Origin of the sequence: Delftia deserti, assembly GCF_042653485.1 — a bacterium.
Classification (GTDB): domain Bacteria; phylum Pseudomonadota; class Gammaproteobacteria; order Burkholderiales; family Burkholderiaceae_C; genus Comamonas; species Comamonas acidovorans.
This window is the reverse complement of the sequence record NZ_JBHSIH010000001.1, coordinates 3,169,752-3,193,580: the sequence shown is the minus strand read 5'-3', so window position 1 is coordinate 3,193,580 and position 23,829 is coordinate 3,169,752. Positions and strand designations below refer to the sequence as shown.

18 protein-coding genes are annotated in these 23,829 nt (G+C 67.1%); 10 read left to right on the top strand and 8 right to left on the bottom strand.

What is annotated here, in order from left to right; genetic code table 11:
- The first annotated feature begins 49 nt into the window (after nt 1-49).
- The 7 genes from ACFPFG_RS15475 to ACFPFG_RS15445 all read left to right on the top strand — a co-directional run bounded on the left by ACFPFG_RS15475 (nt 50) and on the right by ACFPFG_RS15445 (nt 9,839).
- Nucleotides 50-2,494 carry an adenosylcobalamin-dependent ribonucleoside-diphosphate reductase gene (locus tag ACFPFG_RS15475; RefSeq protein ID WP_380107296.1) on the top strand — a complete coding sequence of 815 codons (2,445 nt, stop codon included), beginning with the start codon at nt 50-52 and terminating at the stop codon, nt 2,492-2,494.
- Entirely contained in the window at nt 2,491-3,069 is a 579-nt protein-coding gene (locus ACFPFG_RS15470; protein WP_183020303.1) for a hemerythrin domain-containing protein, read from the top strand. The genes ACFPFG_RS15475 and ACFPFG_RS15470 overlap by 4 nt, the downstream gene beginning before the upstream one ends.
- A 98-nt stretch (nt 3,070-3,167) precedes the next feature.
- Entirely contained in the window at nt 3,168-4,262 is a 1,095-nt protein-coding gene (locus tag ACFPFG_RS15465) for an AbrB family transcriptional regulator (RefSeq protein ID WP_380107294.1), read from the top strand.
- Between the two features lie 262 nt (nt 4,263-4,524).
- On the top strand, nt 4,525-8,829 hold the full coding sequence (locus ACFPFG_RS15460) for an RHS repeat-associated core domain-containing protein (RefSeq protein WP_380107292.1): 4,305 nt from the start codon (nt 4,525-4,527) through the stop codon (nt 8,827-8,829).
- Complete coding sequence (locus ACFPFG_RS15455; protein WP_183017547.1) at nt 8,816-9,031, top strand: hypothetical protein; 216 nt, start codon at nt 8,816-8,818, stop codon at nt 9,029-9,031. The genes ACFPFG_RS15460 and ACFPFG_RS15455 overlap by 14 nt, the downstream gene beginning before the upstream one ends.
- A gap of 73 nt (nt 9,032-9,104) precedes the next feature.
- Nucleotides 9,105-9,473 carry a hypothetical protein gene (locus tag ACFPFG_RS15450; protein ID WP_380107290.1) on the top strand — a complete coding sequence of 123 codons (369 nt, stop codon included), beginning with the start codon at nt 9,105-9,107 and terminating at the stop codon, nt 9,471-9,473.
- 45 nt (nt 9,474-9,518) lie between these two features.
- Complete coding sequence (locus ACFPFG_RS15445; protein WP_312370850.1) at nt 9,519-9,839, top strand: RHS repeat domain-containing protein; 321 nt, start codon at nt 9,519-9,521, stop codon at nt 9,837-9,839.
- 986 nt (nt 9,840-10,825) lie between these two features.
- Here the strand turns inward: ACFPFG_RS15445 and ACFPFG_RS15435 are convergent.
- The 8 genes from ACFPFG_RS15435 to ACFPFG_RS15400 form a co-directional block, all read right to left on the bottom strand.
- The gene (locus tag ACFPFG_RS15435; RefSeq protein WP_012203049.1) at nt 10,826-11,392 is read right to left on the bottom strand and encodes a glycerol-3-phosphate responsive antiterminator; all 567 of its coding nucleotides are present in this window, start codon (nt 11,390-11,392) and stop codon (nt 10,826-10,828) included.
- Between the two features lies 1 nt (nt 11,393).
- Nucleotides 11,394-12,944: an FAD-binding oxidoreductase gene (locus ACFPFG_RS15430; protein WP_380107287.1), complete on the bottom strand. Its 1,551-nt coding sequence runs from the start codon at nt 12,942-12,944 to the stop codon at nt 11,394-11,396.
- The gene (locus ACFPFG_RS15425; protein ID WP_374622196.1) at nt 12,938-14,620 is read right to left on the bottom strand and encodes a glycerol-3-phosphate dehydrogenase/oxidase; all 1,683 of its coding nucleotides are present in this window, start codon (nt 14,618-14,620) and stop codon (nt 12,938-12,940) included. The genes ACFPFG_RS15430 and ACFPFG_RS15425 overlap by 7 nt, the downstream gene beginning before the upstream one ends.
- Complete coding sequence (locus ACFPFG_RS15420) at nt 14,617-16,158, bottom strand: FGGY family carbohydrate kinase (RefSeq protein WP_380107284.1); 1,542 nt, start codon at nt 16,156-16,158, stop codon at nt 14,617-14,619. The genes ACFPFG_RS15425 and ACFPFG_RS15420 overlap by 4 nt, the downstream gene beginning before the upstream one ends.
- Nucleotides 16,159-16,171: 13 nt before the next feature.
- Nucleotides 16,172-17,620: an MFS transporter gene (locus ACFPFG_RS15415; protein WP_183017552.1), complete on the bottom strand. Its 1,449-nt coding sequence runs from the start codon at nt 17,618-17,620 to the stop codon at nt 16,172-16,174.
- Between the two features lie 241 nt (nt 17,621-17,861).
- Complete coding sequence (locus ACFPFG_RS15410) at nt 17,862-18,155, bottom strand: BTH_I0359 family protein (protein ID WP_183017553.1); 294 nt, start codon at nt 18,153-18,155, stop codon at nt 17,862-17,864.
- Between the two features lie 205 nt (nt 18,156-18,360).
- Nucleotides 18,361-19,527 carry a DUF3108 domain-containing protein gene (locus tag ACFPFG_RS15405; RefSeq protein WP_197953667.1) on the bottom strand — a complete coding sequence of 389 codons (1,167 nt, stop codon included), beginning with the start codon at nt 19,525-19,527 and terminating at the stop codon, nt 18,361-18,363.
- Between the two features lie 167 nt (nt 19,528-19,694).
- A complete protein-coding gene (locus tag ACFPFG_RS15400; protein ID WP_183017555.1) occupies nt 19,695-20,474 on the bottom strand; it encodes an IclR family transcriptional regulator in 780 nt (259 codons plus the stop codon).
- A 126-nt stretch (nt 20,475-20,600) separates the two neighbouring features.
- Between ACFPFG_RS15400 and ACFPFG_RS15395 the strand changes: the two genes are divergently transcribed.
- The 3 genes from ACFPFG_RS15395 (at nt 20,601) to ACFPFG_RS15385 (ending at nt 23,689) form a co-directional block, all read left to right on the top strand.
- Nucleotides 20,601-21,623 (top strand): fumarylacetoacetate hydrolase family protein, encoded by a 1,023-nt coding sequence (locus tag ACFPFG_RS15395; protein WP_034390060.1) that lies wholly within the window; start codon nt 20,601-20,603, stop codon nt 21,621-21,623.
- The gene (locus ACFPFG_RS15390; RefSeq protein WP_380107279.1) at nt 21,620-22,633 is read left to right on the top strand and encodes a TraB/GumN family protein; all 1,014 of its coding nucleotides are present in this window, start codon (nt 21,620-21,622) and stop codon (nt 22,631-22,633) included. The genes ACFPFG_RS15395 and ACFPFG_RS15390 overlap by 4 nt, the downstream gene beginning before the upstream one ends.
- Nucleotides 22,634-22,714: 81 nt before the next feature.
- Nucleotides 22,715-23,689, top strand: a complete 975-nt coding sequence (locus tag ACFPFG_RS15385) for a Bug family tripartite tricarboxylate transporter substrate binding protein (RefSeq protein WP_183017557.1) — start codon at nt 22,715-22,717, stop codon at nt 23,687-23,689.
- The last annotated feature ends 140 nt before the right edge of the window (nt 23,690-23,829 follow it).

The following is a 23,829-nucleotide window of genomic DNA, read 5'->3' as shown; positions in this document are numbered from 1 at the left end:
AGCAAGTGCCAGGGACGGCGGCAGGCAAGTCAACACGGGAGCCATGCCAATGCATCGCGAAAACCTGGGCCGCGCACAGGACGCGGCGGATCTGCAGCCCATCAGCCTCGATGTGCTGCGCGAGAAATACCTCAAGGACGGCGAGACCGGCGTGGGCGAGCTTTACGCCCGCGTGGCCCGCGCCCTGGCCTCGGTCGAGCCCGAAGCGCGCCGCGCCGAATGCGAGGCCCTGTTCCTGGCCAACCTGCAGGCCGGCGCCATAGGCGCAGGGCGCATCATGAGCGCGGCCGGCACCGACCTGCAGGCCACGCTGATCAACTGCTTCGTGCAGCCCGTGGGCGACTGCATCCAGGGCGTGGACGACGGCGGCTACCCCGGCATCTACGAAGCCCTGCGCGAAGCCGCCGAAACCATGCGCCGCGGCGGCGGCGTGGGCTACGACTTCTCGCGCATCCGCCCGCGCGGCGCCGAGGTGCGCGCCACCGCCTCGCTGGCCTCGGGCCCGTGCAGCTACATCAACGTCTTCGACCAGTCCTGCGCCACCGTGGAAAGCGCGGGTGCGCGGCGCGGCGCCCAGATGGGCGTGCTGCGCATCGACCACCCCGACGTGCTCGAATTCATCACCGCCAAGCGCACGCCGGGCCGCTGGAACAACTTCAACGTCTCGGTCGGCGTCAGCGACGCCTTCATGCAGGCCGTGGCCGAAGACCAGCCCTGGCACCTGGTGCACCGCGCCCGCCCCGGCACCGCCCTGCTGGAGCAGGGTGCCCACCAGCGCGCCGACGGCCAGTGGGTCTACCAGACCCTGCCCGCCCGCACGCTGTGGGACACCATCATGCACTCGGCCTACGACTTCGCCGAGCCCGGCATCCTCTTCCTGGACCACATCAACGACGACAACAACCTGCGCTACTGCGAGGAGATCGCGGCGACGAATCCTTGCGGTGAAGAACCCTTGCCGCCCTACGGCTGCTGCGACCTCGGCCCCGTCATCCTCACGCGCTTCGTGCGCCATCCGTTCGGCTTCGCGGGCGAGCCTGTGTTCGACTTCGAGGCCTTCGAGCGCGCCGTGGCCGTGCAGGTGCGTGCGCTGGACAACGTGCTGGAGCTGACCTGGTGGCCGCTGCCGCAGCAGCGCGAGGAAAGCGAGGCCAAGCGGCGCATCGGCGTGGGCTTCACCGGCATGGGCAATGCGCTGGCCATGCTGCGCCTGCGCTACGACGCGCCCGAGGGCCGGGCCATGGCCGCGCGCATTGCCGAGCGCATGCGCGATGCGGCCTATGGCGCCTCGGTGGAGCTGGCGCGCGAGAAGGGGGCCTTCCCCAAGTTCGACGCCGATGGCTACCTGGCCGAAGGCACCTTCGCCAGCCGCCTGCCCGAGGCGCTGCGCCAGCGCATACGCACGCACGGCATACGCAACAGCCACCTGCTGTCCATCGCGCCCACGGGCACGGTCAGCCTGGCCTTTGCTGACAACGCCTCCAACGGCATAGAGCCGCCGTTCTCCTGGACCTACAAGCGCAAGAAACGCACGGCCGATGGCGGCAGCGCCGAGTACGCTGTCGAGGACCATGCCTGGCGCCTGTACCGCTCGCTGGGCGGCGACGTGCAGCAGCTGCCCGACTACTTCGTCAGCGCGCTGCAGATGCCTGCGGCCGGCCACATCGCCATGATGCAGGCCGTGCAGCCCTTCGTGGACACGGCGATCTCCAAGACCGTCAACGTGGCCGCCGACTATCCCTACGAGGACTTCAAGGACCTGTACCGCCAGGCCTGGAAGGCCGGCCTCAAGGGCCTGGCCACCTACCGGCCCAACACCATCCTGGGCGCCGTGCTCGAGACCCATGCGCCCGAATCTGCTGAAAAGCCGGTCTCCCCCGCGCCGGCAGGGGTAGCGGCTTCCGCACCCGACCCGCTGCGCACCGTGATAGAAAGCCGCCCGCAGGGCGCGCTGGATGCCGTGGCCGAGAAGATCGAGTACTGGACCCAGCAAGGCCCCAAGCGCCTGTACCTGGTCGTCTCCTTCCTGCCCGTGGTCCTGCCCGATGGCCGCACGGTGGACCGCGCCATCGAATTCTTCATGCCCGTGGGCCAGAGCGGCGAATCCCAGCAGTGGGTGACATCCAGCATGCGCCTGCTGTCGCTGGCTGCACGCGGCGGCTTCCTGGAGCGCGCCCTCAGCGACATGCGCAAGGTGGCCTGGGACCGGGGCCCCGTGCGCCTGGGCACCCACCAGCGCGACGACGGCACGCGTGTGCCCATGTGGCATGACTCCGAGGTGGCCGCCATCGCCTATGCGGTGCAGAACATCCTGTCCCGGCGCGGCAGCGGCGCGCCGCCCGCACCGTCGCCGCTGCCCGAGCCCGAAGCTCTGGCCACCGACCCCATGGTCATGGCCGGCCGCAAATGCGAGGAATGCGGCGCCCATGCCGTGATCCGCAAGGACGGCTGCGAGTACTGCACGGCCTGCGGCCATCTGGGGAGCTGTGGGTGAAAGTTACCGTGGCCCCGCGCCCGCAGGGCGATGCCGTGCCCGGCTGGCGCGCGCCCGGCACGGGCTTCGACCAGCCCTTCGAGATGCTCGAAGCCTGCCACGAGCGCGTGCTGCGCATGCTGGCGCTGCTGGACCGGCTGCGCGTGCATCTCCAGACCAAAGGTTGCGACGACAGCGCACGCCAGGCGGCGCGCGACATCCTGCGCTACTTCGACCAGGCGGCGCCGCTGCACCATGAGGATGAGGAGCTGCATGTCTTCCCGCCGCTGCTGGAGCAGGGCGATGCGCAGACCGTGGCCCTGGTGCAGCGCCTGCAGCGCGAGCACGGCCTGATGAGCGCCGACTGGGCACTGGCGCGCCAGCCGCTGCTGGACATGGCCGAGGGGCGGTCCCAGGGTTTTGGCGCGGCTGACGAGGCGGTGTTCGAACGCTTCGCGGCCTGCTATGCCAGCCATGTCGAGAATGAAGAGCGGCTGGCCTACCCGCAGGCGCGCGGCCTGCTGCCAGAGGCAACGCAGGCGGCCATGGGCCGTGAGATGGCCGTGCGGCGCGGCGCAGACCTGTCGCGCCGGTAGCGCTTCGGCAGTGCCGCCTGCAGCGCGCGGGCGCAGGCGCGGCGATACTCGCAGGCTTCCGGCCTTGCCCTGCCTTTCGCCCACGAGCCCACGCCCTCATGTCCGCGCGCCGCCCCATTCCCCTGCTTCGCATTTCGCTGACCCTGCTGGGCGCCTTTGCCGCCGCCCAGCTGTGCCTGTGGCTGCGCACGCCGCTGCCCTGGATGCTGGGGCCGCTGATCGCCACCTCGCTGGCCTCCATCCTGGGCGCGCCCACAGCCAGCTCGGGCCGGCTGCGCAACGGCGGGCAGTGGATCATCGGTGCCTCGCTGGGCCTGTATTTCACGCCGACCGTGGTGCAGTTGATCGCGGGGCTGTGGTGGGCGATTGCCGTGGCCATCGTCTGGGCGCTGCTGCTGGGCTGGGGCTTCGGCGCCTGGCTGTACCGCGTGCATGCGCCGCGCATGCCGCAGATCCCGGCCGGCGAGATGCGCGCCACCACCTACTTCGCGGGCGCCATCGGCGCGGCATCGGAGATGACGCTGCTGGCCGAGCGCGAGAACGCGCGCACCGACCTGGTGGCGGCCAGCCATAGCCTGCGCCTGGTCATCGTCACCGTGAGCATTCCGTTTGCCCTGCAGTGGAGCGGCCTGCACGGGCTGGAGGGGCTGACGCCGCCCAGCATCCGCATCGTCGAATGGCCGGGGCTGGCGCTGCTGGCCGTGCTCACGGGCCTGGGCGCCTGGGCCATGGACCGGCTCAGGCGGGCCAACCCCTGGTTCCTGGGCGCGCTGCTGGTGTCCATGCTGCTGACCATGTGCGGCCAGGAACTGTCGGCCGTGCCCCAGGCCCTGGTCAATGCGGCGCAGCTGGTGATCGGCATCAGCCTGGGCGTGCGCTTCAAGCGCGAATTCCTGCACACCGCGCCGCGCTGGCTGGGCTCCGTGGCCGTGGGCACCGTGGGGCTCATGGCGATCTGCGCGGGCTTTGCCTGGCTGCTGCACCTGGCCGTGGACCTGCCCTGGGTCACGCTGCTGCTGGGCACCTCGCCGGGCGGCATCACCGAGATGGCCATCACCGCCAAGGTGCTGCAACTGGGCGTGCCCGTGGTCACGGCCTTCCAGGTCTGCCGCCTGATCGCGGTGCTGCTGCTGGTGGCGCCGCTGTTCCGCTGGGTGGAGGCGCGCGGGCAGACTGCGTCGAACTGGACATAGGCCCGGGCCCACCTCCGCGAAAACGACAGCACCGTGGACGAGTAACGCCTGCTGGAAAGCTGCCGTGCCCAGTCTGCCTTGCTGCAGCAGATTGCGCGCACCAGTTGCTCAGGGCCTTGCGGTCAGCACGGGCGAACTGACCTCCATCCTCAAAAATCAGACCAGTCCTCTTAATTTTCAGACTGCACCCCTTTCCTCCCATTGCCACAAAGCCGTGCAATGCAGTTTCCATACAAGGCAAACATGAGGGAGAGGGAACACCATGCTCGACAGGCATCGCTGGCGCTGCGCCGGCCCGCGCATATCCACGGCATTCGTCGCCGCCCTGGTCATCACGGTCATGGCCCAAACAGCCCAGGCCCAGGACTACGCCAACCCCTCGGCCTTCACCCGCCCGGGCGACCCCGGCTACTCCCTCACCACCCAGGCCAGCGAACCCCAGGTGCGCTGGATCAACGGCGAGTACACCGAAACCCACCTCGACCTGCGCGTACAGGTCCTGGGCGGCCCGCTGGACATCGTGCGCAGCTGGAGCCAGGGCCGCTGGTGGCTCAACCCGGCCTGGGCGCCTTTGAACTTTGAACTCGACCCCCTGGGCCGTGACGCCCGGCTCATCGAGCGCGCGGGTGTCCTGTACGAGCGCAGCGGCCAGGCCGACCTCTACATCGCCAAGGGCAAGAACAACGCGCCCGTCTTCATCAAACGCCTTCCTGAAGGCGGCAGTGCCCAGAACCCGCAGGCAAATCCACCGGCGCAATGGCGCTGGTACGACCGCCTGGGCAACAGCATCGACTACGACGCACAGGGCCGCATCCTGGGCTACGCCAACACCAACGGCATCAGCGTGCGCTTTGCCTACGACAGCGCCACGCGGGCCCGCATCCTGGACCACCACGGCGGCACCGTCTACACGGCCACGCTGACCAATGGCCTCATCACCCGCATCGAAGACCGTGCCGGGCGCAGCGTCAGCTACCAATGGAACGGCCAGCTGCTCACCCAGGCCACCGACGTCATGGGCCAGCGCTGGAGCTACACCTACGACGGCAACGGCCAGCTCATCACCCGCACCGACCCCCTGGGCGCCCAGGTCACGGTCCAGTACAGCCAAAGCATTCCCGCCCCCGCACCGCTGCTCACCCTGGGCGCCGCCGGCAAGGTCCTGGACCCCACGGGCACCAGCGGCACCACCAGCAAACTCGCCAACCTCTGGGGCGGTGGCCGCGTCGGCAAACTCGATGCCCAGGGCTGCGCCTCCACCGGCAAGAACCAGTACCTGCGAGAAAAACGCCAATTCCTCGTCACCTACCTGGACTGCCGGGGCAACACCACCGTCTACCTCTACGACCGTGAAGGCAACGAACTGGAGCGAACCTTCAACGGCAAGCCCGCAGCCAAAACCCTGTGGGACGGCAACTACCAGACCCGCGCCATCGACGCACGGGGCCTGACCACCACCACCAGCTACGACTACAACTACCAGCCGCTACGCATCGCCCACCCCGATGGCAGCCTCGACCAATACGAATACGAGCCTGTGCGCGGCCTGAAGACCAAACACATCAACCAGGGCGGCATCACCAACACCTGGAGCCATGACGACAAAGGCCGCGTCACCATCTGGACCCAAGCCCTGGGTCGGCCCGAACAGCGCACCACGCGCTACCAGTACGACAGCTACGGTCAACTGACCAGCCGCAGCACCGGCGCGGGCGACGGTACAGGCGAAGACAGCAGAACCATCAGCTACCGCTACGACAACAACGGCAGCCTGATCGAAGCCACGGACCCGCTGGGCCACAGCAGCCAGGCCAGCTACGACGCCAGGGGTCTACCTGCAACGCAGACCGACGCCCTGGGCAACACCACCACGCTGGGCTTTGATGCAGCAGGCCGGCTGACCCAGGCCAGCAATGCCCTGAACCAGACCACAAGCCACGAATACGACGCCAGAGGGCGAAGGACGAAGAGCACCAGTGCAGCAGGCCGAACAAAGCAAACCCGCTACGACCAGAATGGCCGGGTCATAGAAACCATTGCCCCTGGCGAAACGCAAGGCGCAGGCACGCTCATCACCTACGACAACACGGGCCTGCCCCTGAGCACCACCAGCCCCAGCGGTCTTGTCACGCAGACCACCTACGACCACCGGGGCCGCATCGCCAGCAGCATCGATGCGGCAGGCAACGCCATCACCTACGAATACGGGGAAGACGAAACAGCACAGGCCGGCCTGCTCACCGCCACGCAGTACCCCACCTACAAGGAAACCTACCAATACGACCAAATCGGCCGGCAAACCTCAGTCACCCAGCATCTAGCGAACCCCTCGACCCCGGACCAGACCCGCACCCAGCACCAGCAATACGACAGCCTGGGCCAGAGGGTCGCCACCATAGACCCCGCAGGCCGCACCACCATCTATGAATACGACGGCCTGGGCCGCCTCGTCAAAACCATCGACCCCATGGCCCAGGCCACCAAGCAGACCTGGAATGCCCACGACCAGCTCACCAGCCTCACCGATGCCAAGGGAAACACCCACAAATTTGAATACGACAAAGCCGGGCGCCTGATCAAGGAAACCCGCCCCATGGGCGGCGCCATTCTGTATGCCTACGATGCCGCAGGCCAACTGACACAACGCACGGACGCTGGAGGCAATACCCGCAGCTACGCCTATGACAAGGCCGGCCGCATGGTGCAGGAAGAGCACAAGCTCCAAGGCACGGAAACCGACCAACGCATCAGCTACCAGTACGACGCAGACGGCCTGCTCACCGCCTACGAACAAAAGGACGGCCAGCACAACCTGATCAGCAGCGCCACCTACGACAAGGACGCGCAAGGAAGAACCACCCAGAACAAGGTGACCTACGGCAAGGTCGATAACACGGGCAGCTTCAGCTTCACAGTAGGCCAAAGCTACAACGCCGACGGCCAACTGGCTGGCCACAGCTACCCAGATGGCAGCGCAGGCCAATACCGCTACGACAAGGGCCGCCTGAGCCTGGTCACGCTGCCCGACCAGAGCCAGATTCGCTACGGCAACTACCAATGGCTCACGGCCACACGCATAGAAACGCCGGGCGCGACCAAGACAATCAGCGTGGATGCGCTGCAACGGCCCCTGTCCATCGAAGTGAAGAACGCTGCCGCTGAACTGCTGGCGAGCCGCCACTACCAATACGATAAGGCCGGCAACATCACTCAGATCGACAGTGACCTTGGCACCACCGAATATGGCTACGACAACCTGGACCGCCTCACTCAAGCCTCGCCAAACCAGAATCTGCAAGGCCTGGGCTTGCCGCAAGAGATGTACAGCTACGACGCGGTAGGCAACCGAATCACCAGCGCACACCAGCCGGGCACCTGGACCTACAACGATGACAACCAACTGGTACGGTATCCAAGCCAGAAGCCATTCAGCCAAATGGCGCCCCAAGATACCCAGGTGAGCTACACCCCACAGGGTCATACGCAAAAGGAAACCAGCAGCAAAGGGGAGAAGACCTACAGTTACAACGCGGCAGAGCGCTTGACCCGATACGAAAACCCCCAGGGTCTGCAAGCTCACTACCGCTATGACCCGTTTGGGCGGCGTATCTCAAAGAAGGTCATGCAGGGGGTAGCCTCCGAAATCATCTATTTCATCTACAGCGAGCAGGCCTTGCTGGGTGAAGTGAGCGAAGATGGGAGGCTCGCCAAGGCCTATGGGTTCAATTCAGTGGCGGGCCAGCAGGGACTATGGAGTACAGATCCCATCTGGCAGGCAGAGGCCGCAAATGGCAGCTTGACGGACAGCCGGACGAACTACTACTACCTACATGCAGATCACTTGGGCACACCGATGATTGCGACAGACAAGGCGGGAGTGGCAACGTGGAAAGCAGTAGCTGAGGCGTTTGGCTCGACTGAGGCCATTGAGAGTACGGTACAAGTCAATTTGAGGTTTCCCGGGCAATACTTTGATGAAGAGAAAAATACTAACTACAACTTATATAGGGACTACAAACCAAGTGTGGGTAGGTTCATGCAGGAAGATCCAATAGCATTATTTGATGGTGTAAACGTGTATGATTATGTTAAAAGCCGCCCTAATATGAATATCGACCCAATGGGGTTGGCGGTTACTTGGAAAGGGTCTATAAGTGGGGGAGGGGCTGTTTATGGAGCAGGGGGGTATTTGGGGATATTCGATCTTGAGTCAGAATGTAAGTGTAATAAAAAATACAAGATAACTGGAGGCGTATCGTTGCTTTCCATTGGAGTTGGAGCCCAAGGAATGCCAGTTCTTGGAGGGGCAGGCAGTAGCGTAACAATGATTGATAAATTTGCTGACTGTCCTGATCCTAGTGCTGCGACAGGAAGTGCATGGAGCAGTGGGGTGAACGCGGTTTTTGGGGGCGGAATATCAATCGCTGGAGTATGGAGATTAGGTAGATTAAAGAGTGAAGGTGCTTTAATTGATAAAGCAGTTGGGCTTGATTTGAGTATGTCAATAGGGATGGGGAGAAGTGCTGTTAAATCTGTTGTTGAGGAGAAATGCGGTGAATGCGGGTGAGGAATTAACATTTTTTAAACGACTTCAGGTTGTCGGTGTTTTACACGCATTTTTAGCGTTGATTTTCTTTATATTGGAAGGTGTTGAAGGATTTTCAATAATAGACTGGTGGATTAAATCTGATGTGGCAAAAATCATGGTAACTATTTTTTTCTGGGGCATTGCTCCGAAGTTCGTCGCAATTTTGCGACTGAAGGTGTAGTTCTTACGCTGAGAAAACGATAGAAAACTGTTCAAGGAAAAGACTCGATTAGGACTTGCTTCAGTAAATTTAAATGGATCCATCAATGGGACAAATGAGTGTATATGCGAAAATAATTTATTCGATTATTTTCGTGTTATCGATCAGTGTGCCCTGTTTCTTGGTGTATGACTATAATTACAGAGACATTGGCGATAAGGATTTAATTGCGGTTAATTGTTTGAAATACATGTTTAAAGAACCTGTAGAAAAGAAGGATGTGGTTCAAGTTACTCAAGAATACGGTTCTGTAATTGATGGGGACGAGATCTATAGATACAAATCTCGGAAGAGTTGTCTTGTGGAAATCGCGGTCACAGCAGAAGGGGGGTGTGATGTGGTAGGTTTAACTACTCTTGGCGAAGGCACCTTTTTTGCCGAGTGTGTATTGAAAAATAACTAGCCGGGCGCCACCAAGGCAATCAGCCTGGAGGTCCTGCAACGGCCGTTGTCCATTGAAGTGAAGAACGTGGCCGCTGAACTGCTGGTGAGCCGCCACTACCAATACGACAAGGCCGGCAACATCACCAAGATTGACAGCGACCTGGGTAGAACGGAATACGGGTACGACAACCTGGACCGGCTGACCAAAGCCGCGCCAGATCAAAAGCTGCAGGACCTGGGCCTGCCCAAGGACCAATACCAGTACGACGCCGTGCACAACCGGGTCTTCAGCGTCCGCCAGCTGGGGCAGTGGAGCTACAAAGCGGACAACCGACTCAGGAGCTATTCAAGGCTCAAACCCCTCGGCATAACGGCACAGCCATGACGGGCACAGCCCCCAACACAGCAGCGCAATCCACTGCATCCGGAGTTCCTCCGGCATAGGCCTGGTTGGCGTTGCAAATCCTCTCCTGGCAGACCGCGCACACCCGCATCTGGAGTGGCCACCGCCCAGGAGGCCGCCCCGGCCCAGCCTGGTGCCGCTACATTGGCGGCAAGCCGAAAGGCCCGGAGCGTAGAAACACCTGAACCGGCGTTGCAGCCCCCACCGTCAATCGGGGTCTTGTTCACGCAGGAATCAAGACCATGTCTTCTGTCTTTCTGGCCGGCCATCGCGCCGAGCCTGTCTCCATCAGCCCTCTCCACCAACGGGAGGGCTGACCCATGACCTCCTCCAAAAACGCTGCCCGCGTGGCAGTGCAGGCACAGTCTCGTCCGGAAACAGAGAAAACCACCCCATCCCCCACATCCCCCACTTGGCCCACTTGGCCCACCTGGCCCACTTGGCAGCAGGCCATGTATGTCTCGCTGTCCATGGCGGAGAGCACGCTGGCGGCGCTGACCCAGACCTGCCACGACAAGCGGGGACGCAATGCGCGCCAGTTCGAAGTGGAATGCGCGGTGGAACTGGCGATGGCACACATACGGCGCATGCAGGCCGATCCGCCGCAGGGCCATGCGGCATTCGAGCAGCAATGGCACATGGCGGCCAGCGCCATTCAGCTTGCCGACAAAGCCTTCAAGCTGCCCCGCTCACGCTACGGCCGCTCACTCAAGCACATGCGTCTGCACTTCGACCTGCTCAAGGGTCTGGTGGAGCGCGTGAAGATGCGGAGCCGGCGCGCGGCCTGGGGCGCGGGGGGCCGGGTTGGCTATGGCAGGTCGTTGATGGAGAGCCTGTCCGTTGATCTGGCGGCTCGATTCGGGCGAGGGCTCAGTCCGGACAATCTGGAGAATGTGCGGCGCTTCTTCCTGGCCTATCCCTGGGCTGCAATTTCCGAGACCGTGTCTCGGAAATCCGATCGCCGCTCCTCACCACAGCCCACTGTCGCTGGTAGACACCGCAATCGCCCCACCGGCCAGCGCCTGCTGGACCTGCTCCTGGCTGCAGACGAAGCCCGAGGCCACCAGGGGCGGCAGGATGCGGCGCTCGGCCTCGGTGATGTGGGCCAGCATGGGGGCGGGCATGATCTGCACGAGGTTGGGGTCGCTCTGCTCCACGGCCTTGATGCTGCGCGGCCAGGTGGAGCGGTCGGTGACGAAGACCTTTTGCATGGTCAGCAGCCCGGCCTTGTTGGCGCGCTGGATGGTGGCCACGCGCGTGGACAGCAGGCTGCTGGCGCCCAGGTCCACAAGGTAGTCCACGCCGCCCTTGTCGGGCGAGATGCCGTCGCAGCTGTCGATGTTGACGATGGCGATCTTGCCCGCCCCGGTGATGGTGGAGATCACCGAGCGCAGGCGGCGCAGTTCGATGTTGGCGACGATGGCGACTTCGGCCTGGCTGGCCAGCAGCGCGTCCATCTGCTCGGCCCCGTACAGGGTGGCGATGACGGGGCGGCGCGCCAGCCGCGCGCCCAGGGAGTTGTCCGGGCGGCCCATGTCAGAGGTCCAGCCCCAGCTTGCCGGGGTTGAGCAGGTTCTTGGGGTCCAGCATGCGCTTGGTGGCCTCCAGCAGCGCAAAGGCCGGGCCCAGCGATTGCCGCATGTAGGGCGCGCGCAGCAGGCCCACGCCGTGGTGGTGGCTGAGCGTGGCGCCGTGGCGCAGCAGCACGGCGTTGGCCGCGTCCCAGGCCGCGCGGTACCACTGGGCGCGCTGGTCCACGGCCACCTCGCCGCGCAGAGAAAAGTACAGGCAGGCGCCATCCACATAGGCATGCGACTGGTGGGCCGAGCCGGCCAGCGTGCCGGGGATGGCCTGCAGGGCGGCGACCACTTCCTCGTAGATGGCCGGCAGGTCTTTCCAGGGGCCGCACATCTCCAGCGTGTCGGCGACGAAGCCCGGGCCTTTCTTGAAGCCCTCGGCGCTCTTGCCAGTCAGGTAGCGCGTGTCCAGCCAGCGCTCCAGGGTGGCGGCGCCGTCCAGCCGTTCACCCAAGGGTGCACACACACGTTCGCAGATGGCCATGACGGCATCGACGATCTCGGGCGCGCCTTCGTCGGCGATCAGCAGCACGTTGAGGTCGCTGCGGCCGAATTGCACGCCGCTTTCCAGCGCGTCGTACAGCCGCAGCGCGGCGGGGTTGGCGCCTTGCTGCAGGATCTGGCGGCAGGCCTCCAGGCCCTGGGCAAAGCTGGCGAAGCCATAGGCGATGGCGCGGCCGTGGTCGGGCAGGCGGTGCAGCTTGAAGCGGATGCGCACGATCACGCCCAGCGTGCCTTCCGAGCCGATGAACAGCTGCTGCAGGTCCGGGCCGATGGCCGCGCGCGCGTAGCCGCCCACGGTGACGAGGCGGCCATCGGCCAGCACCACGTCCATGCCGTGGACCATGTCCTCGATCTTTCCGTAGCGCGTGGACAGCTGGCCCGCGCCCCGGCAGGCCACCCAGCCGCCCACGGTGCTGATGCCGAAGGACGAGGGCCAGTGGCCCATGGTCATGCCGTGGCGGCGCTGGATGGTTTCCTCGAACACGTCGCCGAACATGCCGGCCTCGACCTCGACGATCTGGCTTTGCTCGTCCAGGGCGATGAAACGGTTGAGTTCGCACAGGTCCAGCACGATGCCGCCGCGCAGGGGCAGGGCCGCGCCCGTGACGTTGCTGCGCCCGGCCGAGACGGTGACGGGAATGGCGTGCGCGTCGGCAATGCGCATCACGGCCTGCACCTGCTCCACGGTGGATGCATGGGCGATGACGGCCTGCGGCGTGGCCGGGTGGCCCGAGGTCTCGGCCACCATGGTGCGCGCCCACCAGTCGCGCGTGCCGGCGACGATGTCGGCGCGCTCGGTCTGCACGCGGTCGCAGGCGGCGCGCAGCGCGGCGAGCGCGGCCTCGGGCACGGCCACGGGCTCGTGCTGCAGGCCGCAGGCAGGACCTTCGGAGGCAGGGCGGTCGGCTGCAGGTGCGGCCTGCGCCGCCCAGCCTGGGGTCGTGGGGGCGCCCACCACGTAGTTGCGGCGGTTGTAGCCGCGGGCGATTGCGTCTTTGCTCAGCATTGGATGTCTCCCATCAAAATCTGTTTCTCGCGCTCCACGGCGCGGCGGTAGTCGCGGACCTGTTGCGCGACCTGCGCGGGTGCCAGTCCCAGTTCATCGGCCAGGATGTCGCCCACGCGCTGCGCGGCGTGGGCCGAGGCATCGCGCGCCATGAGGCGGGCGCGCAGGCGGCGCGAGAGCACGTCGTCCACGCTGGCCGCCATTTCGTGGCGCACGGCGTAGAGGACTTCGGCCTCGGTATGGGGCAGTCCCTGCACGATGGGCCGTGCCAGTTCGGGGCGCGCGGCCAGCAGGTCGCTGACGAAGCGCGCCTCCGTGCCGTAGCGCTCGCCCAGGTGGGCCGACAGGCCGCCCGTGGCCGTGATGGCCTGGGCGTCGTAGCCGGCCGCGCCCAGCACAAAGGCCGAGGTGGTGGTGCAGCGCGTGCGCCGGCCCAGCAGTTTCTCGACGGCGTCCACGGTCTGCTCGGCCATGTGGCGCGAGGTGGTGAGCTTGCCGCCCACGATGGTGACCAGGCCGTCGGCCGCCACATGGATTTCGTGGTTGCGCTTCATCTCCACGGTCTTGCCGCCGGGCGGGCCGACCAGGGGGCGGCAGCCGGCGATGGAGCCGACCACGTCCTCGGGCGACAGGTCCACCCTGAGCGCGGAGCGCGCGCCTTCCAGCAGGAAGTCCAGCTCGGTGCGCGTGCAGTGCACATCGTCCAGGCCGCCCGCGTAGTCCTCGTCGGTGGTGCCCAGGTAGGAGACATCGCCCCAGCGCGTGATGGTGGCGCGCCGGCTGCGGCCCGGCACGGGAATGGTGACGGTGCAGTCGTTGCGTATGCGCAGCCAGGGAATGGCCACGTGCACGCCCTTGGCGGGGCGCACGTGCAGCCGGGGCTCCTGGCCGGGCTTGCGGCCATCCCAGTCGCGCAGCCACACGCCCGTGGCCATGACCACGCTGCGCGCGCGCACCTTGATCTCGCGGCCGTCGGCCTGGACGATGGCGCCATCCACGCGGCCGTGGGCGTTGCGCATGACGGCGGTGGCCTGGCAGTGGTTGAGCACGGCCGCGCCATGGAAGGCCGCCGTGCGCGCCACGGCCAGCGTGAGCCGCGCATCGTCCACGCGCGCATCGAAGTACATGTAGCCGCCCAGGAGCTGCTCTTCGCGAAAGCTCGGGCAGTGCGACAGCACCTCGGCCTTGCCGAGCTTGCGATGCAGGATGCCTTCGCGCCAGCCGCCGGCCAGGTCGTAGGTCCACAGCAGGCTGCCGAAGGCCTTGGCCAGGCGGGCGTCGAAGACGCCGTCGCGCTCCATCACGGGAAACAGGAAGGGCAGGCGCTGCACCAGGTGCCGCGCATTGCGGCGCAGGCGCTGGCGCTCCAGCAGCGAGTGCCGCACCAGGGCCAGGTTGCCCTGCTCGATGTAGCGCAGGCCGCCGTGCACCATCTTGGAGGACTTGGACGAGGTGCCCGAGGCGAAGTCGTCCTTCTCCACCAGCGCCACGCGCAGGCCGCGCAGGCTGGCGTCCAGCGCCGCATAGGCGCCGGTGATGCCGCCGCCGATGACCAGCAGGTCGAAGGCCTCGTCACCCAGCCGCGCGAGCTGGTCCGCGCGCTGCAGCTGCAGCGGCGCGGTCTGGGTCAGTGCGGCGCTGTCCCTGCGTTCCTTGCCAAAGGGCCATTGCATCATGCGCAGCCCTCCAGGGCGGCGCTGCGCCCGGGGGCCCGGGCGCGGACCAGTTCGTCGCCCACGCGGGCGCGCCAGATGCGGCGGCGCTCGCCGCGCTCGTCGGCCGCCATGCGCGGGGTGAAGACCGCTTCGGTGCGCAGCGTGGCGCAGGCCTGCTCCAGCCCGTCCCACAGCAGGCCCGTGCTGCCGGCCATGAAGGCGATGCCGCGCAGGCTGGCCTTGTCGGTATCGGCCAGGCGGCGCACGGGCAGGCCGCCCAGGTCGGCCTGGATCTGCAGCAGCGCATCGCTGCCCGACAGGCCGCCGCCCACCAGCAGCTCGCCCACCTCGGTACCTGATGCCGCCTCGTCCGCCTGCACGCAGGAGGCCACGGAATGCGCAATGCCTTCGAGGATGGAGCGCGCCAGCTGCGGCCGCGAGGTGGCCATGGACACGCCCGAGATCGAGGCCCGCGCGCCCGGCTCCATGGCCGGCAGGCGCAGGCCCGTGAGCGCGGGGATGAAGACCAGGTCGGCCGGCGTCTCGGCCTCGCGGGCCAGGGCGCTGATCTGCTGCGGGTTGTCGAACCACTGCAGCTTCTCGCAGATCCAGTTGAGCGCCGAGCCGGTGGTGGGCACATAGGTCTCGATGGCATAGCGCGAGACACCGCCCATGCGCCGCGCGGTCATGGTCAGCGAGCTTTCATGGGCCGCGTCATGCGCGGGCAGCTTTGTTCCCGTGAGCACATCGACGAAGCTGCCGGTGCCATGCACGCACAGCGCCTGGCCCCGCTCCAGGCAGCCCAGGCCCACGGCGGCCGCATGCTGGTCGCCCGCGCAGGCCAGGATGGGCACGGCCAGGCCCAGCAGCTCGGTGCGCGTGCGGCCGAAGTCCTGCACGTCTTCGCACAGGCGGGGCAGCAGCTCGGCGGGAAACTCCAGCGCGTCCAGCCAGTCCTGCAGATAACGGTGATCGCCCAATGCATAGGCGTTGCCCGAGGTCACATTGGTGGGCGTGGTGACCACGGCGCGCGCATCCGACAGATGCCACAGCAGCCAGGAGTCGATGGTGCCGAAGGCCAGGCGGCGCTGCTGCCAGGCACGGGCCACGGCCGCATCCTCCCGCAGCTTGCGCGCGGCCCACAGGTAGGGCGAACGCACGCCCACGGGCCGGCCCGCGTGGCGGATCAGCCGGGCATCCCAGTCGCCGGCCAGCAGGGCCAGTTCGTCGCGGTGGCGCGAGTCCTGCCAGACCATGATGGGCGCCAGCGACCGGCCCGTGACCGTATCCCAGAGCACGGCTGAGCAGCGCTGGTTGGCAATGGCCAGGGCCACGATCTGCTGGCCGCCGCCCTGGGCGCGGGCGATGGCGCGGCGGCATACGTCCAGCGTGCGCTCCAGCAGCAGGTCGGCGTCCTGCTCGACCACGCCGGGGCGCGGGCAGTGGACCTGCAGCGGCAGGTAGTCCTGGGCGGACACCTGCCCGTCGCGCCCCACGACGGCGGCGCGCGTGCCCGAGGTGCCTTCGTCTATGCAAAGGATCACGGCTTCATGGTGCATGGGGTGGCCTCTCTCAGGCAATGGGTTGGGCGGTCTTGGCGGGCGGGGCGGCGTCGTCCGCGAACTGGGGTGCGCCGGGTTCGTCGTCGGGATTCACCGTGGTGCGCGTGGGGTCCCAGCGGATGGAAAAGCAGACGATGCTGGCCAGCAGCGGCACCACGGACAGGATGAGGAAGGTGTTCTCCAGCCCGTACTGCTGGCGGAACAGCGGGAACACCAGCAGCCCCAGCGCCGCGCCCATGGCGCCCAGCGCTCCGATCACGCCGTTGGCGCCCGCGCGCAGCTCGCTGCGGAAGGACAGCGTGGACAGGCTCTTGCCGTTGGCGCCGGGCCCGCCCGAGTGAAAGAGGATGAACAGCGAGGGCACGGCCACGGCCAGCCAGATGGGCATGCGGCCGTTGAACAGGCCCAGCACCAGCAGCATCAGGAACACCAGCGCAAAGCCGAAGGCCGAGGCCCGCCGCAGGCCCAGCCGGCGCCCGATGACGGGCGACAGGAAGCCGCCGACGATGCCGAACACGTTGAACACCAGCGCGCCCAGCGTGGCCTCGCGGAAGTCCTTGCCGAACAGCGAGGCGCTGATCAGCGGCAGGTACCAGCCCACGGCGAAGTACTGGATGGACTGGCCTATCTGCACCGTGGCCGCCAGCAGCGTGCGCGGCAGGTAGATGCCGCGAAAGATCAGCAGCACATTGGCCAGGCCGCGCCGGGCCGGGTTGAGCACGGGCAGGCGCTCGGCAAGGGGTGCTGCCCTGAAGGTCTGGCCATAGATGCGCGTCATGGCGCGGGCCGCGTCGTCCAGCCGCTCCTTGCGTGCCAGCCAGGTCGGGCTTTCCACCAGCAGCGCGGCCTGCATGCCCAGGATGAACAGGCCGAACACGGCGGTGGCCGCGACCGAGTAGCGCCACAGCGAATCGCCCACGTCCCAGGAGTGGAACCACAGCGCCAGCACCAGGTTGCTGCACACGGCCATGTACCACATGCCCTGCCAGACATTGAGCCGGCTCTTGAGGCGCGCGGGCGTGAACTCGGCCAGCACCGCCATGGCGATGGCGAAGTCGATGCCATAGGCCGCGCCCACGAAGAAGCGGCCGAAGAGGATGGTGGCGTAGTCGGGCGCCATGCTGACCAGCAGCGCACCGGCCACGGCCAGCACCTTGGCGATGACCAGCGGGCGCATGCGGCCCCAGCGGTCGGCCATCCAGCCGCCGATGGGGTTGAAGGCGATGGACACCCAGGAGGCCAGCGACGTCATCCAGGCCACCTCGGCCGGCGTGAGCTGCTGGTCGCGCGTCATGGGTCCCAGGCCCACGCTGAGCGCGGAGTTGGAAAAGGCGTCGAGGAAAAGGCCGCCGAGTGCCAGCCACCAGATGGTGCCGGCGCGGCCTGAAATGCCCTGGCGTGCGTCGATGTACGAGATGACATCCTGAACGCCACGAATGCTGTGGCCTGTGGTTTGCATCGCTGCCTCCTGGTTGTCTGCAAGAGGCCGGCGCACACCACACAGGCGTGACAAGACCATCTCACAGATGGTCTTCAAATCTTGAACCTGCGCTCAGGATTCTAGGCAGGAGGCGCGGGCTGCGGATCGGTGAAAGCACCAGGGTCCGCGCAATGGCCGCGCCCAAAGAAAAAGCCCGCCGCAGAGAATCTGCGGCGGGCTTGGCACGCGGCCTCCTCAGGGGGCCGTGCGCTGTGTGCTGTCAGTGCACCACGACGGGCTGCTGGGCCAGGCCGGCGTATCGATCCAGTGCGTCTTCCACCTCTTCCTCGGTGGGGGCGTCGAGCTGCCAGGCAATGATCTGCTTTTGGAACATCTCGGCCCAGGAACCGTCCAGGTAGACCTCCTTGCCCGAGCGCTTGTCCACGATCTCGAAGCCGTGGCGTGGCAGTTGGCGGGCGGTATCGACTGCCTCACTGCCAGCCGTTGCATCCGGATCCATGTCGGGACGCAGATGGAGCACCACAAAAGATTCGGAGTCGTAAAGCATTTGCATGGTGTTCCCTTTCTGGCCCGTTGCCGGGCGTCGCACAGCCTACATGGCTGCGAAGCGCCGGATTTCAAGGACCGTGGGGGTCCCGATCTATCACAGGCACTTGCACGCAGTATTCCACGGATTGGCATGCGTGGCGGCGTGCGCCGCAGGCCGCCCTGTGGTAGGCGGGCGGCAGCGACGCCTGCAAGTGCCGGCCTACCCGCGATCAGGGCGCCTGGCGGCCCTTGAGCTGCAGGTCGGCGAAGTCGCCGTTGTCCTGCGCCAGCCGGATGCGCACGGGCAGGTATTGCAGTGAAGGCGCCAGCCACAGCGAGGCCTGCTGGTCATCGCCGGCCGCCGCGATCTTGTCCAGCCGCAGCGCCTGCGTGCTGCCGGAGGGCAGGTCCAGCGTCTCGGTCTCGCCCACGCGGAAGGTCCAGCGGTCGGCGCGCCGCGCGCTGACGGTGATGAAGCTGATCTGCGTGCCCGCCGGGTAGCGCTGCGGTGCCGCCGCCAGCAGGGCCGACAGTTGCAGGAACACGCTGAGCCGGTCCTGGGCGCCGGGCGCGATGGGCGCATCGGGCGCGCCCGTGCTGAAGTGCGCCAGGTTCTGGTCGAACGCCAGCTGCGCCGATTGTTCCTTGCGTGCCTTGTCGTTGAAGCGGCTGGGCTCCAGGCCCCTGTCCGTGATGCGGCCCGCGCTGGTCTGCGAGCGCGAGCCCAGCAGGAACAGGCTGACTTCCTGGCTGGCCTGGTACTGGCCGTTGGCATGGCGCCAGACCAGCTCGGCACTGGCCGAGTAGTTGAAGCGCTTGGCCTGGCCGGTGACGGCGAACGACAGCCGCGCGGGATCGGGCATTTGCACGGGAACGGGGGCGTCGGAGGCCAGCGGCGTGCCATCGGGCGAGGTGATGGCCATGCCCTGGGCCGGGCCGGCCGAGGGTGTGGACGGTGTTTCGGGTTCGGGCTTGGGAGCAGGCGGCGCCGGCGGCGTGGCCGGGGTTGGCCCGCTGCCAGCACCTGCATCGGCAGCGGCAGCGGCGGCTTCCGATGCGGCAGGCTCCTGCGCTGCGGCCATCGGCAAGGGTTCGACGGTTTCGCGGATGGGCGTGTCCAGCGGCTCGGGCGTGGGCGCGGGTGCGGCGGGTGCCGGGCGCTGGACCTTGGGGCGAGGCTGCTGCGGCTTGGGCGCAGGCGCCTTCGGTGCGGGGACGGGCGCTGCAGGCGGGGGGGCAGGTGGCTCGGGCAGGGACAGCGCCCGCGTCTGCATGGCTGCCACCTCGGTGTGCGGCGCCGATACCTGGCTCCACAGCGGCAGGCCCAGCAGGGCCAGCGCGTGCACGCCCAGCACCACGGCGGTGACGGCGGGCAGGGCGCGCTGGCGTAGGCTCATGTCAGTTATCCATAGTGCTGCGCGCCACCCGCAGCCCATGAAACCGGCGCGGCCCAAGGCCAGGGACAGCGAGCAAGGGCCTACGCCGGCCGCGCCGCCCCGCAGCGAGGCTGTCGTCCCCCTTCCAGGGGGAAGGCGCGAAGCGACTCAGGGGGTGTAGCTTCATCTCAGGCGTTCCAGCCCAGGTCCTGGGACAGCTGGACGCAGGCCTCGCGCAGCGGCGCATCGATGGCGCCGCCGTATTCGGGGTCGAAGGTGGCGATCGAGCCCAGCGTGGTCAGGCCCAGCACGATATGGCCCGAGGAGTCGAAGACCGGCGTGCAAAAGGCCACGATGCCGGGCAGCACGGTATCGACCACGCGGGCGGTGCCGCGCTCGCGCACCTCGGCCAGCATGGCGTCTATGGCCTCGGGGGTGAGCGGCAGGTCCTTGCGCTGGATGCGGCGGGCCTTGTCCACTTCGGGCTCCAGCAGCGGGGCCGTGACCTCGCGCGGCAGCCAGGCCGCGAAGCAGCGCCCGGTGGCCGAGGCCAGCATGGGCATGACGTCGCCCAGGCGCAGGTTGGCGGTGACCGACTGCGCGCTTTCCTCCCAGTGCACGATGGTCGGCCCGTGGTTGCCCCAGACGGCGATGGCCGCCGTGTGGTGGATGCGCTCCATGAGCGCGGGCATGCGTTCGCGCGCCAGCCGAACGGGGTCCAGCCGCGCCAGCGAGGCCAGGCCCAGCTTGAGCGAGGCCGGGCCCAGGTCGTAGCGGGAGGTGCGCGCGTCCTGGGTGACCAGGCCGATGCGCTGGAAGCTCACGAGGTAGCGGTGCGCCTTGGCGGCGCTCATGCCGGCGTCGGACGCCAGGTCCTTGAGCATCTGCGGGCCCCGGGCGCGCGTCAGCGCCTCCAGCAATGCAAAACCTACCTCGACCGATTGAATCCCTGCGCGTTCCTTGTCCATTGCAATAGAATTTGGTTTTGTTTAGTTAAATCAATTTAACTTATCGTAATTCGTGGCTGCGTCGCCATGGGTATCCAGGCCGCTGCCCGGATGCCGTGGCGCGCGGCGGCGGCACGGGGGAGCAGCATGAAACTTGCCACATACAAGGACGGATCGCGGGACGGGCAACTGGTCGTGGTGTCACGCGACCTGAGCCAGGCCCATTATGCGACCGGCATAGCGAGCCGCCTGCAGCAGGTGCTCGATGACTGGAGCTACATGGCGCCCCAGCTGCAGGACCTGTACCACCTGCTCAACAGCGGCAAGGCAGTCCATGCCTTTGCCTTCGATCCGCGCCAGTGCATGGCGCCGCTGCCGCGCGCCTACCAGTGGGCCGACGGCTCGGCCTACATCAACCATGTGGAGCTGGTGCGCCAGGCGCGCGGCGCCGAGGTGCCTGCCAATTTCTACACCGACCCGCTGATGTACCAGGGCGGCAGCGATGATTTCCTGGGCCCCTGCGACGATGTGGTGGTGCCCAGCGAGTCCATGGGCATCGACTTCGAGGCCGAGATCGCCGTCATCACCGCCGACGTGCCCATGGGCGCCACGCCCGAGCGTGCGCTGGGCGGCGTGCGCCTGGTCATGCTGGCCAACGACGTGAGTCTGCGCAACCTGATCCCCAATGAGCTGTCCAAGGGCTTCGGCTTCTTCCAGTCCAAGCCTGCCACATCCTTCAGCCCGGTGGCCGTGACGCTGGACGAGCTGGGCGACGCCTGGAAGGGCGGCCGCCTGCACCTGACGCTGCAGTCCACCTGGAACGGCCGCAAGGTCGGCATGTGCGATGCGGGCGAGGACATGAGCTTTCACTTCGGCCAGCTCATCGCCCATATCTGCAAGACGCGCAATGTGCGCGCCGGCTCCATCGTGGGCAGCGGCACCGTGAGCAACAAGGGCGTGGAAAGCGGCAAGGGCAAGAACCGGCGCATGGAGTGGCCCAAGGGCTACAGCTGCATTGCGGAAAAGCGCTGCATAGAGACCATCCAGGACGGCGCGCCCAAGACCGAGTTCATGCGCTTCGGCGACACCATCCGCATCGAGATGAAGGGCAAGGACGGCCAGAGCATCTTCGGCGCCATCGACCAGAACATCGTCGAGCCTGCCGAATGAGCCGCGTCTGCGCACCCTGGTGGCGCCTGGCGGGCAGGTCGCTGCGTGCCGGCCTGGCCGCGCTGGCGCTGTCGCCGCTGGCCGCGGCATTCGCGGCGCCCCCGGCCGCGGACCCCGTCACCTGCCCGCCCGAGGCGCGCATGCCCAGCCCGGACGAGATCCGCGCCATGCAGCGCAAGGCGCAGGACCGTGGGCTGCTGTGGCGCATCGAGCACCGGGGCCGCACCAGCTGGCTCTACGGGACCATGCACGCGGCCAAGCTTGACTGGAGTGTGCCCGGCCCCACGGTGGCGGACGCGCTGCGGGCCTCCGACAGCCTGGCGCTGGAGCTGAACATCCTCGATCCCGAGGTCATGAATGTCCTGTTCGCAGGCATGCAGGCGCGGCCCGATGCGCCGCCGCTGCGCGGCGATCTCCAGCGCCGGCTTGATGAGCAAAGGCGCCTGGCCTGCGCCGGCCCCGAACTCGCCCTGCTGCGTCCCGATGCCCAGGTGATCTCCCTGTTGTCGCTGGCCGGCCGCAGCGAGGGGCTGGACGCGGCCTACGGCATCGACTTCTCTCTGGCCGGGATGGCACGCGCGCTGGACAAGCCCGTGCTGTCGCTGGAGACGCCCGAGCTGCAACTGCGCGAGCTGGTCTCGGACGACCCCGCGCGCGTGGCCGAGACGGTGGAGTCCGGCCTGCGCCAGCTGGAAAGCGGTATCGCCTCCCAGAAGCTGGGGCTGATCGCACGCGTCTGGGCCGATGGCCGCATCCACCTGCTGGAGAGCCTGCCCGACTGGTGCGACTGCATGGCCAATGCCGCCGAGCGCGCCGACTACGACCGCATGGTCTATGGCCGCAACCCCGGCCTGGCACGCGAAGTGGCGCGGCAGATCCGCTCCGGCCGCAGCGTGTTCGCCGCCGTGGGCGCCCTGCACATGGTGGGCACGCGCGGCCTGCCGGCGCTGCTGGCGGCCCAGGGCTTCAAGGTGCAGCGCGTGGAGTTCCCCGCAGCCAGCCCGCCCTGAAACACACGGCCGCCGCCTCCATGAACAAGAGCAACAGGGCACGGCCAGGACCCATCCACACCCATCCCACAGGAGACAACAATGGACCGTAGACAATTCCTGGCCGCCGTGGCGGCCTCATCCGCCGGCATGGCCGCGCCTTTTGCACAGGCGCAGGACTGGCCCGCCAGCAACATCCGCTGGGTCGTGCCCTATCCGCCCGGCGGCGGCACCGACGTGCTGGCGCGCACCGTGGCCGAGGCCATGCGCCAGACGCTGAACCAGACCATCGTGGTGGACAACCGCCCCGGCGCCTCCACCAACATCGGCGCCCAGATCGTGGCCACGGCCAAGCCCGACGGCTACACCATCATGTCGGCCGACAACGCCGTGCTGGCCTACAACGAGCACCTGTTCAGCAAGCTGTCCTTCAACCCCGAAAAGGACTTCACCTACATCGGCGGCATCAGCCGCTTCCCGATGGCGCTGGTGGTGAACCCGAACTTCGAGGCCAAGACCTTCAAGGACTTCCTGGCCTACGTGAAGGCGCATCCGGGCCAGGTCAACTACGCCTCGCCCGGCAACGGCTCGCCCCATCACCTGGCCATGGAGATGTTCAAGAACCGCACGGGCACCTTCCTGACGCACATTCCCTACCGTGGCGCGGCGCCTGCGCTGGCCGACGTGATGGGCGGCCAGGTGCCCTGCATGTTCCTGGACCTGGCCTCGGGCCTGCCGGTGATCCAGTCGGGCAAGGTGCGCGCCCTGGCCATCGGCACGGGCAAGCGCGTGCCCAGCCTGCCCGAGCTGCCCACGCTGGCCGAGGTCGGCGTGCCCGACACCGAGGTCTATGCCTTCCAGGGCATCCTGGGCCCGGCCAAGATGCCCCCGGCCGTGGTGCAGCGCCTGAACGCCGAGCTCAACAAGGCGCTGGCCAACCCCGCCGTGGTCAAGCGCATGCAGGACTTCGGCATGGAGGCGCTGCCGGGCACGCCCGAGCAGTTCCTGGCCATGTCGCGCGCGGAGTCCAAGCGCTGGGGGGCCATCATCAAGAGTGCGGGCGTGAAGCTGGACTGACCCCCTGAGGCGCTGCGCGCCTTCCCGTTGCACGTCGCCCCTTCTCGCTTCGCGGAGGGGGACGACACCCTCGGTGCGGGGCTGCCCTTCCTCGGTGTCTCTGGGTTGGGCCTTGGCGGGTTTGGGCGCTGGTGTGCTGG